This is a genomic window from Shinella sp. 1A1, assembly GCF_055379515.1.
Window position 1 is genome coordinate 2,585,592 of sequence record NZ_AP039671.1, and the last position, 12,809, is coordinate 2,598,400.

10 protein-coding genes and 1 riboswitch are annotated in these 12,809 nt (G+C 65.1%); of the genes, 7 read left to right on the forward strand and 3 right to left on the reverse strand.

Annotated elements, in window-relative coordinates:
- The first annotated feature begins 65 nt into the window (after positions 1-65).
- The 5 genes from ACZ48C_RS12705 to lysS all read left to right on the forward strand — a co-directional run bounded on the left by ACZ48C_RS12705 (position 66) and on the right by lysS (position 6,753).
- Complete coding sequence (locus ACZ48C_RS12705; protein ID WP_245424816.1) at positions 66-704, forward strand: TetR/AcrR family transcriptional regulator; 639 nt, start codon at positions 66-68, stop codon at positions 702-704.
- 134 nt (positions 705-838) lie between these two features.
- Entirely contained in the window at positions 839-1,588 is a 750-nt protein-coding gene (locus tag ACZ48C_RS12710; RefSeq protein WP_460930419.1) for a TerC family protein, read from the forward strand.
- 294 nt (positions 1,589-1,882) lie between these two features.
- Entirely contained in the window at positions 1,883-3,655 is a 1,773-nt protein-coding gene (locus ACZ48C_RS12715) for an SLC13 family permease (protein WP_464781304.1), read from the forward strand.
- A gap of 133 nt (positions 3,656-3,788) precedes the next feature.
- On the forward strand, positions 3,789-5,246 hold the full coding sequence (gene gltX / locus ACZ48C_RS12720; RefSeq protein WP_119256593.1) for a glutamate--tRNA ligase: 1,458 nt from the start codon (positions 3,789-3,791) through the stop codon (positions 5,244-5,246).
- A 13-nt stretch (positions 5,247-5,259) separates the two neighbouring features.
- Positions 5,260-6,753, forward strand: coding sequence for a lysine--tRNA ligase (gene lysS, locus ACZ48C_RS12725; RefSeq protein ID WP_464781305.1), 1,494 nt, complete (start codon positions 5,260-5,262; stop codon positions 6,751-6,753).
- Between the two features lie 304 nt (positions 6,754-7,057).
- Here the strand turns inward: lysS and ACZ48C_RS12730 are convergent, their stop codons facing one another.
- Positions 7,058-8,158, reverse strand: coding sequence for an FAD-binding oxidoreductase (locus ACZ48C_RS12730; protein ID WP_119256591.1), 1,101 nt, complete (start codon positions 8,156-8,158; stop codon positions 7,058-7,060).
- A 1-nt stretch (position 8,159) separates the two neighbouring features.
- Positions 8,160-9,404, reverse strand: coding sequence for an aromatic ring-hydroxylating oxygenase subunit alpha (locus ACZ48C_RS12735; RefSeq protein ID WP_119256590.1), 1,245 nt, complete (start codon positions 9,402-9,404; stop codon positions 8,160-8,162).
- Positions 9,405-9,507: 103 nt separating this feature from the next.
- Positions 9,508-9,700, reverse strand: a riboswitch (cobalamin riboswitch).
- Between the two features lie 296 nt (positions 9,701-9,996).
- Here ACZ48C_RS12735 and ACZ48C_RS12740 point away from each other — a divergent pair.
- Positions 9,997-10,602 (forward strand): DUF6656 family protein, encoded by a 606-nt coding sequence (locus ACZ48C_RS12740; RefSeq protein WP_318909917.1) that lies wholly within the window; start codon positions 9,997-9,999, stop codon positions 10,600-10,602.
- A 5-nt stretch (positions 10,603-10,607) separates the two neighbouring features.
- Here ACZ48C_RS12740 and ACZ48C_RS12745 read toward each other — a convergent pair whose 3' ends face one another.
- Positions 10,608-11,672 (reverse strand): diguanylate cyclase domain-containing protein, encoded by a 1,065-nt coding sequence (locus ACZ48C_RS12745; RefSeq protein ID WP_464781306.1) that lies wholly within the window; start codon positions 11,670-11,672, stop codon positions 10,608-10,610.
- Positions 11,673-11,828: 156 nt separating this feature from the next.
- On the opposite strand from ACZ48C_RS12745, the gene ACZ48C_RS12750 reads away from it, so the two are divergent.
- Positions 11,829-12,803: an L-threonylcarbamoyladenylate synthase gene (locus ACZ48C_RS12750; RefSeq protein ID WP_464781307.1), complete on the forward strand. Its 975-nt coding sequence runs from the start codon at positions 11,829-11,831 to the stop codon at positions 12,801-12,803.
- Positions 12,804-12,809: the final 6 nt, after the last annotated feature.

Here is a 12,809-nt window from a genome sequence, read left to right on the forward strand (position 1 = left end):
CGGTTCGAAATACTTCACATCAGGCTTTGCGCACGGGAACGGAGATGCATACGACGGAAGACAAGATGGCTGCCCCCCATGCAGGCCGCCGCGTGGCGGGCGAGGACCCCGCCAAGCGCGAGCAGATCCTCGACGGGGCCAAGCGCGTGTTCATGGAGCAGGGCTTCGAAGCGGCCAGCATGAACGACATCACGCGCGCCGCCGGCGTCTCCAAGGGCACGATCTACGTTTATTTCGAGAACAAGGAAGACCTGTTCGGCTACATGATCGAGCGCGAGCGCAACCGGATCACCGAGACGGTCCGCCACGTGCTCGACGGAAAGAAGCCGATCACCGAGACGCTGGCCGATTTCGGCGTGCTCTTCGCCACCCACATGACGGCGGACCAGACGATCCGCGCCATGCGCATGGTGATCGCCGCCAACCATCGCCTGCCGATGCTCTGTAGTCGCTTCTTCTCCGCGACACCGATCAATCCCGTCTCGGTGCTGCAGGAATATCTCGACCGCCAGGCGGCCGAGGGCATCATCGCATGCGAGGATACCACGCATGCCGCCAAGCAGTTCATCGAGCTCACCACGGTCGGCCTCTTCAAGCCGCGCATCTTCGGCGCGATGGAGGAGGTGCCCTCGCGGGCGACGATCGAGAAGAACGTCACCTCCGCCATCCGCATGTTCCTCGCCGCCTACGGCGCGAAGCCTTGAGAAGCGCCGACAACCCGCGCATCAGATGACGAAATCGTGATATTCGCCGGAACGGCGGCCCGCTCGCTTGTCAGCGGCCGGATTCTGCATAAATACGGAAGTCCATACCCGTATTCATGGAGAGGAAAGACCGGATGGACAGCATTCTTGCGCTCGTGCAAGACCCGGCCGCCTGGATCGCACTCGTCACGCTCGTCGTGATGGAAGTGGTTCTCGGCATCGACAACCTCATCTTCATCTCGATCCTGACCAACAAGCTGCCCGCCGAACATCGCGTGCAGGCCCGCCGCATCGGCATCGGCCTTGCGCTTGTCATGCGCCTTGCGCTGCTCGGCACCGTCGCCTGGATCGTCCAGCTGACGACACCGGTCTTCACGCTGTTCGACCACGGCTTCTCGTGGAAGGACATGATCCTGATCGCCGGCGGCCTCTTCCTCGTCTGGAAGGCGACGAAGGAGATCCACCACAATGTCGATCCGGTCGACCACAAGGAGGACATGGTCGGCGGCGCGGTCACCACGTCCTTCGCCGCCGCCATCGGCCAGATCCTGCTGCTCGACCTCGTCTTCTCGATCGACAGCATCATCACCGCCGTCGGCATGACGCCGCACCTGCCGATCATGGTAGTCGCCGTGCTTGTGGCCGTCGCCGTCATGCTGCTGGCCGCGACGCCGCTCGCCAACTTCATCGAGAAGAACCCGACCATCGTCATGCTGGCGCTGGCCTTCCTGCTGATGATCGGCACGACGCTGATCGCCGAAGGCATGGGCTTCCATGTGCCCAAGGGCTACATCTACGCCGCCATGGCCTTCTCGGCGCTCGTCGAGTTGCTGAACATGCTCTCGCGTAATGCCCGGCAGAAGAGCAGGGGCGCGGGCCATTGAAACAGGAACCGGCGGGGCCTTCACCCCGCCGGTTTTGTTTTGGGAACCGTCGAAGACGGGCCGGACGGGTTGGGAGCTCGCCTGCCGTTTCGTCGGCCACGGGGAGAAACCGGAAAAATCCCCGTGTTCTCCATCTCCGTCGTGTCCGGTTGACACGGCCCGCCTTCTCTTGGCAAATCTTCGGACGGGTGGATTGTTCCGCGAAAGTTTTGGACGGTTGCGCTGATCGCAGCGGAACCGGCAGGGCCTCAAGGGAATTCATGCCGCGCCTCACCCCGCCGCACGGACTGACATATGACCCTTGAGCAGACCTCCGCCTTCGTCGTCATCGGGCTCATGATGGCGGCGTTCATATGGGGAAGGTTCCGCTACGATCTCGTCGCCTGCTGTTCGCTGCTGCTGGCGCTCGCCGTCGGCATCGTGCCCTTCGACAAGGCGTTTTCCGGCTTTTCCGACGATATCGTCATCATCGTCGGCAGCGCGCTGATGGTGAGCGCGGCGGTCGCCCGCTCCGGCATCGTCAACCTCGCGGTCAAGCGCTTCTTCCCGAACCTCACCTCCAAGCGCAGCCAGCTCGCCCTGCTGCTGGTCTCCGTCGCGGTGCTCTCGGCCTTCATCAAGAATATCGGCGCGCTCGCCATCATGATGCCGCTCGCCTTCCAGTTCGCCCGCAAATCCGGCACGCCCGCCTCGAAGTTCCTGATGCCGATGGCCTTCGCCGCCCTCCTCGGCGGCCTGATGACGCAGATCGGCACCTCGCCCAACATCGTCGTCTCGCGCCTTCGCCAGGAGATCGGCGGCGAGAGCTTCACCATGTTCGACTTCACGCCGGTCGGCGCGACGCTGACGGTCTGCGGCATCCTCTTCATGCTGCTCTTCAACCGCATCGTGCCCGAGCGCACCAACAAGAACGCCAGCATCGAGGAATCGCTGGAAGCGGCCGCCTATTCCTCCGACGCGACGGTGGTGGAAGGCTCGCCCGCCATCGGCAAGTCGCTCAACGAGGTGCTGCGCAACGGTGACGGCGACGTCATCGCGACCTCGATCATCCGCGGCCATGTGCATCTGACGCCCCTGCCGGACGTGCGCCTCATGGCAAACGACACGATCCTCATGGAAGGCACCGCGAGCGCCCTCGACAAGGTCGTCTCCACCGCCGGCCTGACGCTCTCCGGCCAGCCGATCCGTGCCGGGCGCGGCGAGGCCGGCGAGATCAGCGCCATCGAGGTCGTCGTCGGCAACGAATCCCGCCTCATCGACATTTCCGCGCGCTCCATCGCGCTGTTCCATTCCTACGGCATCAACCTGCTCGCCGTCAGCCGGCAGGGCCAGCGCCTACGCGAAAAGCTCTCCGAGGTGCGCCTTCGCCCCGGCGACGTGATCGTGGTGCAGGGCAACAACCGGGCGCTGCCGACGCTGCTGCCGGAACTCGGCCTCCTCCCCCTCGCCCAGCGCGAGATCCTGCTCGGCGCGCCGCGCAAGGCGATCATCCCCGTCCTGGTGCTGATCGCCGCCATGGCCTCCACCGCGCTCGGCCTCGTGCCGGTCGCCACCGGCTTCTTCGCCGCCGCCGTCGCCATGGTGCTGTTCCGCGCCGTGCCGCTGCGCGAGGCCTATGCGGCGCTGGACGGGCCGATCCTCGTCATGCTCGCCGCGCTCATCCCCGTTTCCGACAGCCTGCGCACGACGGGCGCGAGCGAACTCATCGCCGGCTGGCTCGGCGATATCGCCGTGCACCTGCCGCCCTTCGGCGCGCTCACTCTCATCCTGCTGACCGCGATGGCGGTGACGCCCTTCCTCAACAATGCCGCAACCGTGCTGGTGATGGCGCCGATCGCGGCGAGCTTCGCGGGCGCCCTGCACTACCGGCCCGAGGCCTTCCTGATGGCCGTGGCGATCGGCGCGGGCTGCGACTTCCTCACCCCCGTCGGCCACCAGTGCAACACGCTGGTCATGGGCCCGGGCGGCTACAAGTTCGCCGACTATCCGCGCGTCGGCCTGCCGCTCTCCGTCCTCATCGTCATCGTCAGCGTACCGACGCTGCTCTACGTCTGGCCGGTGCAGTAGCCGGGCCCGAGTTTTTCTTGACGCGCCGGGCTGAATATGGTCTCACCCAGCCCAATGGATTGCCTTTTGCCGCCATTCGAAACGGCGAAAAACCGGGCTCTCCCCTCCTGAAATGTCAAGACAGGCCCAACCCATGAGCACTTCCGGCGTTCGCGTCCGCATCGCACCCTCTCCGACCGGCGAGCCGCATGTCGGCACCGCCTATATCGCGCTGTTCAACTACCTCTTCGCCAAGAAGAACAACGGCACCTTCATCCTGCGCATCGAGGACACGGACGCCACGCGTTCGACGCCGGAATTCGAGCAGAAGGTGCTGGACGCGCTGAAATGGTGTGGCCTGGAATGGTCGGAAGGCCCCGATATCGGCGGCCCCTACGGTCCCTACCGCCAGTCCGACCGCAAGGACATCTACCGTCCCTATGTCGACAAGATCGTCGCCAACGGCCACGGCTTCAAGTGTTTCTGCACGCCCGAGCGGCTGGAGCAGATGCGCGAGGCGCAGCGCGCCGCCGGCAAGCCGCCGAAATACGACGGCCTTTGCCTCCACCTTTCCGCCGAGGAAGTGACGAAGCGCGTCGACGCCGGCGAGCCGCATGTCGTGCGCATGAAGATCCCGACCGAGGGCTCGTGCAAATTCGTCGACGGCGTCTACGGCCCGGTGGAGATTCCGTGGGATGCGGTCGACATGCAGGTTTTGCTGAAGGCCGACGGCATGCCGACCTACCACATGGCGAACGTGGTCGACGACCACCTGATGAAGATCACCCATGTGGCGCGCGGCGAGGAATGGCTCGCCTCGGTGCCCAAGCACATCCTCATCTATCAATATCTCGGCCTTGAGCCGCCGGTCTTCATGCACCTGTCGCTGATGCGCAATCACGACAAGTCGAAACTCTCGAAACGCAAGAACCCGACCTCGATCTCCTACTATTCGGCGCTCGGCTACCTGCCGGAAGCGCTGATGAACTTCCTCGGCCTGTTCTTCATCCAGATATCCGAAGGCGAAGAACTGCTGACCATGGATCAGCTCGCCGAGAAGTTCGACCCGGAGAACCTTTCCAAGGCCGGCGCGATCTTCGACATCCAGAAGCTCGACTGGCTGAACGGCCGGTGGCTGCGCGAGCAGCTTACCGAAGAAGACTTCATGCAGCGCGTGCTGGAATGGGCGATGGAGAACAACCGCATCCGCGACGGCCTGAAGCTGTCGCAGTCGCGCATCTCCAAGCTCGGCGAGCTGCCGGACCTTGCCGGCTTCCTGCTGAAGTCGGACCTCGGCCTGACGCCGGAAGCCTTCGCCAAGGTGAAGTCGACGCCGGAAGAGATTCTGGAAGTGCTGAACCAGGTGCAGCCGGACCTCGAAAAGATGCCGGAATGGACCGTCGAGAGCATCGAGGCGGAACTGCGCGCCAGCGCCGACCGGCTCGGCAAGAAGCTCAAGGTCGTGGTGGCTCCGCTCTTCGTCGCCGTCTCCGGCTCGTCGCGCTCGCTGCCGCTCTTCGACTCGATGGCCATCCTCGGCCGCTCCGTCGTGCGCCAGCGCCTGAAGGTCGCCGCGCAGGTCGTGGCCTCCATGGTCGGCAGCGGAAAGTAAGGAACGAACAAGAATGAACGACAAGACAGAAACCGCCCTCTCCTCCGATCCGACGGAAGTCCGCCGCCAGAAGCTCGCCCAGCTGCGCGAAACGATCGGCGACGTCTATCCGGCGCATTTCCACCGCACGATGACCAATGCGGAGCTTGCGGAAAAGTACGAGGGCCTGGAGCTCGACACGGAGAGCGGCGACATCGTGACCGTCGCCGGCCGCGTCTATTCCTCGCGCAATTCCGGCATGTTCATGGATATCCATGACGCCTCGGGCAAGATCCAGATCTTCAGCCACAAGGACACGACGCCGGAGGAGGCCCGCAACCTGCTGCCGATGATCGACCTCGGCGACATCATCGGCGTGACCGGCGCGGTGCGCCGCACCAAGCGCGGCGAGCTGACGATCAATGCCCATGAGATCGTCATGCTGACGAAGTCGCTTCTTCCCATGCCGGAGAAGTGGAATGGCATTGCCGACATCGAGATCCGCTATCGCAAGCGCCACCTCGATATCATGAGCAACGAGGAGTCCAAGCTCCGCTTCCAGCAGCGCTCGAAGATCGTCTCCGGCATCCGCCGCTTCATGGAGAACGACGGCTTCATGGAAGTCGAGACGCCCATGCTGCATTCGGTCTATGGCGGCGCGACGGCCGAGCCCTTCAAGACGCACCACAACACGCTGAAGCTGGACATGTTCCTGCGCATCGCGCCGGAACTGTTCCTCAAGCGCACGCTGGTCTCCGGCCTCACCGACAAGGTGTTCGAGATCAACCGCAACTTCCGTAACGAGGGCGTGTCGACCCGGCACAATCCCGAATTCACGATGATGGAGTGCTACTGGGCCTATGCCGACTACGAGGACATCATGGACCTCGTGGAACGCCTTTTCGCCGAGCTGGCAGTGAAGATCCACGGCTCGACCAAATTCGCCTATGGCGACAAGGAAATCTCCTTCAAGGGCCCGTTCAAGCGCGTGCCGATGCCCGATGCGGTCAAGGAAGTAACCGGCATCGACTTCCTCGCCATCAAGACGGACGAGGAAGCCCGCGCCGCCGCCAAGGCCGCCGGCTTCGAGATCGAGAAGGACTGGACCTGGGGCGAATGCCTTGCCTTCATCTTCGAGGAGAAGGTCGAGCCGACACTGATCCAGCCGAGCCACGTCACGCATTTCCCGAAGGACATCTCGCCCTTCGCCAAGGAAGTGCCGGGCGAGCCGCGCCTCGTCGAGCGTTTCGAGACCTATTGCAACACCTGGGAACTCGGCAATGCCTTCTCCGAGCTGAACGATCCGGAAGAGCAGCGCGCCCGCATGGTCGAGCAGCTCGAGCAGGCCCATGCCCGTGGCGAGAAGGCCAAGCAGCTCGATGACGAGTTCCTCGACGCCATCGACCAGGGCATGCCGCCCGCCGGCGGCCTCGGCATCGGCGTCGACCGCCTGATCATGCTCCTGACCAACGCCCCGTCGATCCGCGACGTCATCCTCTTCCCGGCGCGCCGGGCCAAGGCGGACTGACACGCTTCGTTGCGGAAGGGAGGACGCGTCCTCCCCTCCGTCATGGTCGGGTTTGACCCGACCATGCATCCCCACGGCATGGCCTCGCTCGTGGCGAGGATTCTCGGATCAAGCCCGAGGATGACGGCAGTGGGTAGGGTGAGGCTCACCGCAAGAGAGCGTCTTCATAACGAAAAAGGCCGCGGGTTGCTCCGCGGCCTTCTTGCTTAACGACGCCCTGTCACGTCTCCTTCGACATGCTCGGGCTCGACCCGAGCATCCATCCGCACGGCATGACCACGCCGATGGAAGAGGAAGCGCGGCCTCACGCCTCGATGGAGACGTCCCCGATGGGCCGCGAGCAGCAGGCGAGGATGTAGCCTTCCTCGATCTCGTCATCGAGAATGCCGCCATTGTGGCGCATGTCGACTTCGCCCGAGACCTTCATGACGCGGCAGGTGCCGCACAGGCCGCCCTCGCAGGCCGCGCCGATGCGCACGCCCGCCGCGCGGGCCGTCTGCAGGATGGTCTGGCCGGGCGGGCATTTGGCTTCCTTGCCGGCCATGGTGAAGGTGATGGTGGCGACCGCGTCGGCATCCACCTCCGCCTCGCCGGCGCCGGCGCGGATGGCGATCTCTTCCGGGGCGGGCGCGGCGGCCGGCTGGAAGCTCTCCTCGTGGTAGCGCTCCATGTCGAAGCCGCAGACCTTCAGCATGTCGCGAACGCCGCGCATGAAGGGCTCCGGCCCGCAGCAGAAGATGGTGCGCTCGCGGAAATCGGGCGCCATCAGCGTCAGCCGCGCCGCATCGATGCGGCCGCGCAGCCCATGCCAGCCGTCGCGCGGGTTATGTCCCTCGACGACGAAGCCGAGCGAGAGCTGCGGCATATGCGCGGCGATATATTCGAGCTCCCCCTTGAACAGGAGATCCTCCGGCTTGCGGGCGCAGGTGACGAAGGCGACGTCGGACTGCGGCGCGCAATCGGCCATCCAGCGCGTCATCGACATCATCGGCGTGATGCCGGAGCCGGCGGAGATGAAGAGGTATTTCTCGCCCGGATGGCGCACGAAGGAGAAGTCGCCGAGCGGCCCGAAGGCCTTCAGCTTCACGCCGGGGCGCAGATTGTCGAACATCCAGCGCGTGCCGATCGAGTTCTTCTGCGCCTTCACCGTCACGGAGACGGCATAGGGGCGGGAGGGCGTCGAGGACAGCGTATAGGTCCGCATTACCGGCTCGTCTTCCGAGACCGGCAGTTCGAGCGTGACGAACTGGCCCGGCAGATACCGGAACCAGTTGTCGCGATCGGAGCGGAAGGTGAATGTCATCACGTCCGCCGTCTCCACCGTGGCTGCGATGCATTCCAGCAGGTTCTGCCGGTCGTTCCACGGATGGAGTTCGTCGAAGTGGCGGAAGTGGCTGGCACTCATGTCATGCTACCCGCGAGAGCGTCTGCTTCGAGCCGTCGAGCCGGTCGACCATGAAGTTCGAATACCATTCGACGAACTGCATGACGCCGCCTTCGTCGACGGGCGAGTACGGGCCGGGCTCGTAGGCCGGGGAACGGATGCCGAAGGCGTTTTCCTCGACGATCCGGCGGTCCTGGTCGTTGGTCTCGGTCCAGACATGGGTGAGCTCGTCGAGACGGTAGTCGACGCCTTCCACCGCATCCTTGTTGACCAGCCACTTGGTCGTGACCTGGGTCAGTTCGGGACCGAGCGGCAGCACGCGGAAGGTGATGGCGTGGTCGGCCAGAACGTGGTTCCACGTCGTCGGATAGTGGAAGAGCAGCAGTGCGCCGATATGGCTTTCCAGAACGTCGCTGGAAAGCGGGCGCTGCACGGCGCGGGCGCCGGACATGGTGTAGCTCTCGGCATCCTGGATGAGCGGCATGCGCGCGGCGCGGAACTGGCCGGTCGGCGACATGCGGAACTGGCTCGGCAGGCCGGCGGCCTCGCACTTGGCCCAGTGGCCGGAGATTTCCGGATCGTCCTGCGCGCCCTGCACGCCGGTCGCGCTCGGCGCTTCCGGATAGGTGCGGCAGAGCTCGGGATGGTTGGCCGCGCAGTGGTAGCACTCGCGGTTGTTCTCCCAGACGAGCTTCCAGTTGCCCTTCTCGACGATGGTGCTTTCGAAGGCGATCTTCGTCTCGCCGAGACGATGGCGGGCGATATAGGGCTCGACGAGCGAGACGAAGGGCGCGAAGTCCGGCGCTTCCTCGGCGAGACAGATGAAGATGTAGCCGCCGACCGTCTGGCAATGGACCGGCTTGAGGCCATGCTCGCTCTTGTCGAAATTCTCGTCCATGTGGCGGGCGAAGAGCAGCGAACCGTCGAGTTCGTAGGTCCACTGGTGATAGGGACAGACGAGCTTGGCGGCGCTGCCCCTGTGCTGCGAGCAGACGCGCGAGCCGCGATGGCGGCAGGCATTGTGCAGCGCGCGCACGGTGCCCGCGCGGTCGCGGGTGATGACGACGGGATAGTCGCCGACCTGCACGGTGAAATAGTTGCCGGCCTTCGGGATCTCGCAATCGTGGCCGACGAACAGCCAGTCGCGGTACCAGATCGTCTCCAGGTCGAGCTTGTAGTAATCGGGGTCGGTGTAGAAGGCCTGCTCGAGGCTGTAGCCTTCGCGCCGGTTCTTGAGCTTGCGGAGCACGTCGCTGCGAATGTCCATGCCGGGATCCTCAGATATCCAAATTCGCCGAGGCGTACGGAAGGAGACGGCCCCCGGGTGCCAGGCCCGGAACTGCACGCTTCCCGGCCGCCCGCCGCAGCCGTCACGATCGTTCCTCCAGGCTGGTTTCCGGGCTGAGGAGCGTCCTTTCGGGACTGTCGTGGCGCCTTCCGGGTTCCTCCTCCGTCGGCCTCTCCACGCCTCCAACACCGTTGCGGGGGCAGCGCCGGAATTCAACCGGCTTCCCAATTTTCGCGCCCTCTGCCGAGGGTGACGCCTTGAGTAGACCTATCTAAGCGCAACTACGTCCGAACGGCATGCCGGAAAACGACACGGCCTCTTGATTTGACGACAGGCCACAACCATGGAGATCGATACCTGCGGCCTCTATTTCACCTGATATCTCATATGGATAGGCTTCAAATCCGGGGGCTCTTCCCGCTCTTTCGACCCGTCGGCACCGGAGCGACAACCCTTGTCATATTGCGACCATATTCCTTACGGGTTTGCGACGTCGCGGGTTGAAACAAATACTTAACGACGTTTCCATAAACTTTTGCCGGACAGGACGCGTGGATGGAGTGCCCGAGGCGTGCAGCAGACGAAATTCCGGTACTACGACGCCGTCGCCTTCAAGCGGGCCAATCCGCCCCGATCCGCCGTGCACACGGAGTTCCTGCGCACCGGCCGCATCGACCGGAGCATCGCCTGGAGCCCGAGCGAGAAGCGTTATCTCAGCTACCAGGAAGTGGCCGAGCGCACCGGCCGCAAGCTGGAGCGCGCCGGCGACATCACCCACGAGCGCATCAACGGCTTCCACCGGTCGATCCGCTTTCCCAAGCTGGTCTTCCACCGCACGCTGGCCGGGACGCCGCATCTCGGCTATTGCCACATTACCGTCGCCAACAGCCGCTTCGCGGAGTTCGAAAACGTACAATGGGCCTTCTACATGGCCAATTTCCTGGCCGAGATCGGCGACGAGGACCAGTTCTTCGCCGGCATATCGCGCAAGCCCGGCCGCATGTATTTCGCCGTCGCCATCGCCCCGACCGAGGAGGAAGGCCGCCTCACGATCGACCGCACGGTGCGCGGCAACGGCGTGATCTTCCGCACGGACGATCCGAAGCTGGCGATGAAGAACGTGCTGATGCTCGGCGCGCGCGACGAGGCGCTGCGCAAGGTCATCCAGACGCTATAGTCCATTCACGACGCCCGGTAGAGCATCCATTCCTTGCCGGCCGGCACCTCGTCGCCGCGGCCATAGACGACCGTCTGGTCGCCGCCCGCCGCCTTCGCCTCGGCAAGCGCCCGCTCGCAGGCGGATGTCAGGTCGAGCGCGCTTTCCGCCCGGTCCGACATGCAAAGCCCCGTCGACAGCGTGAGGTTGCCGAGATTGCGCCCGGTGCGCGGATCGCGCAGCGCCACGGTCTGGAAGGCCGCGCGCAGGAGATCGACGAGCCGCGTCGCCTCGCCCTCGTCCGCCGTCTGGAAGAGGAAGCCGAAGCGCAGGCCGTCGAAGCGCACGGCAAGGTCGCTTGCCGGGAAGGCCTGGCGGATGAGCCCGCCGTAGAAGGTCACGAGATGGTCCGAAAGCGCCTCGATCTGGCCGGACGTGAAGCGGCGCTCGGCATCGACCTCGGCGATCGCCACGCCGCAGAGCATGGGTAGCTCCGGATTGGCATAGACGCGGGCGAGCGCCTTGTTGAAGGCGCGGCGGTTGCCGAGCTTCGTCGGCGGATCGACGAATTTCATCGCCTCGAATTCCGCCATCTCCTTCTGGATGCCGTCCATCACGACCGATTGCGCGGCGACCTTCTCCGCCATTTCCGCCGTGTGGCTGACGCGCAGTTCCGTCGCCCGCTGCAGGGCTTCGAGCGAGCTGCCGAGCGCGCCCTCGCCAAGGCCACCGGCATTGCGGATGACCTGCGAGGCCTCGCCGATCAGGCGGCCATAGTCGTTGAGCGAGGACCGTTCCTGGCTGAGCAGGTCCATGAAATTGCTCATCTCGTTGCTGATCGCGCCCGCCGAGCGCTGCAGCACGCTCGCCTCGTGCTGGTGCGGCAGGTACTTGCGGCCGAGCTCGTCGAGCGCCGCCTGGGTCTTGTACTTGCCAAGCGCGATGAAATCGCGCACGAGGTCCGGATTGCTGCCCGCATAGGCCTCGTAGACCAGCTCGTAATTGCGCGGCAGGCCGTCGATGCCCATCTGCTTCATCGCCGCTGCGATCCTGAGCGTGATATCGGTCGTCGAGGATTTCTTCTGAGCCATGGGACGGGAACCTGCCTGCGGGAATTCTCAGCCTTCCATAACAGGCGGCTCTTTCGACCGCTCTAATCCGGTCGCTCGAATTTTAGCCAAGCGCTTCGGCCTTGGCATTGCCGGCCAAAGCCCTGTAAAGGAAGCCGAAAGCGACGGAAGGACGACATGGCGGATATCGTTGACACGCGGACGGATGCGGAGACGGCGCTGGCGCGCGCCGTGGAAACCCTCGGGCGGGGCGTTCCCGTCGCCATTCCGACGGAGACCGTCTACGGCCTTGCCGCCGACGCCACCAATCCGCAGGCGATCACCCGCATCTATGAAATGAAGGGCCGCCCGCGCTTCAACCCGCTGATCTGCCACATGGCGGATCTCGCCATGGCGGAGCGGCATGCGATCTTCGACTCGCTGTCGCGCCGCCTCGCCGAAGCCTTCTGGCCCGGCCCGCTGACGCTGGTCGTGCCCGTCCGCCCCGAAAGCCCCATCCATCCGCTGGCCCGCGCCGGGCTCGACACCGTCGGCATCCGCGTACCGACCGGCATCGCCAGCCGCCTGCTCGCCGCCTTCGACCGGCCGCTCGCCGCCCCGAGCGCCAACACCTCCGGCCGCATCAGCCCGACCACCGCCCGCCACGTCGCCGACGATTTCGGCGACCGGCTGGAACTGGTGCTCGACGGCGGCGCGGCGAAAGTCGGCCTCGAATCCACCATCCTCAAGGTCGAGGGCGAGACGATCCGGCTGCTGCGGCCCGGCGGGCTCGACGCCGCCGAGATCGAGCGCGTCATCGGCCGCCCCGTCACGCGCAACGACAAGGCTGGCGCGACGATCGTGGCCCCCGGCATGCTCGCCTCGCACTATGCCCCCGATGCGCCGGTGCGGCTCGACGCGAGCGACGTGAAACCCGGCGAAGTGCTCATCCGTTTCGGCGGCAAGGCGCTTCCCGGCGAGGCCGAAGCCGCGCTGGTGCTCGACCTCAGCCCCGAAGGCGACCTTGCCGAAGCCGCCACCAACCTCTTCGGCTACATGAAGAAGGCCGATGCCGTGGGCGCACGCTCCATCGCCTTCTCGCCGATCCCGGCGACCGGCCTCGGCGAAGCGATCAACGACCGCCTGCAGCGCGCCGCCGCCCCGAGAAGCTGAGAGAAA

What these genes read in the sequence shown, in the direction of transcription:
- ACZ48C_RS12705 (WP_245424816.1), top strand. Translation starts at nt 66, where the DNA reads ATGGCTGCCCCCCATGCAGGCCGCCGCGTGGCGGGCGAGGACCCCGCC.
- ACZ48C_RS12710 (WP_460930419.1), top strand. Translation starts at nt 839, where the DNA reads ATGGACAGCATTCTTGCGCTCGTGCAAGACCCGGCCGCCTGGATCGCA.
- ACZ48C_RS12715 (WP_464781304.1), top strand. Translation starts at nt 1,883, where the DNA reads ATGACCCTTGAGCAGACCTCCGCCTTCGTCGTCATCGGGCTCATGATG.
- gltX (WP_119256593.1), top strand. Translation starts at nt 3,789, where the DNA reads ATGAGCACTTCCGGCGTTCGCGTCCGCATCGCACCCTCTCCGACCGGC.
- lysS (WP_464781305.1), top strand. Translation starts at nt 5,260, where the DNA reads ATGAACGACAAGACAGAAACCGCCCTCTCCTCCGATCCGACGGAAGTC.
- ACZ48C_RS12730 (WP_119256591.1), bottom strand. Translation starts at nt 8,158, where the DNA reads ATGAGTGCCAGCCACTTCCGCCACTTCGACGAACTCCATCCGTGGAAC.
- ACZ48C_RS12735 (WP_119256590.1), bottom strand. Translation starts at nt 9,404, where the DNA reads ATGGACATTCGCAGCGACGTGCTCCGCAAGCTCAAGAACCGGCGCGAA.
- ACZ48C_RS12745 (WP_464781306.1), bottom strand. Translation starts at nt 11,672, where the DNA reads ATGGCTCAGAAGAAATCCTCGACGACCGATATCACGCTCAGGATCGCA.
- ACZ48C_RS12750 (WP_464781307.1), top strand. Translation starts at nt 11,829, where the DNA reads ATGGCGGATATCGTTGACACGCGGACGGATGCGGAGACGGCGCTGGCG.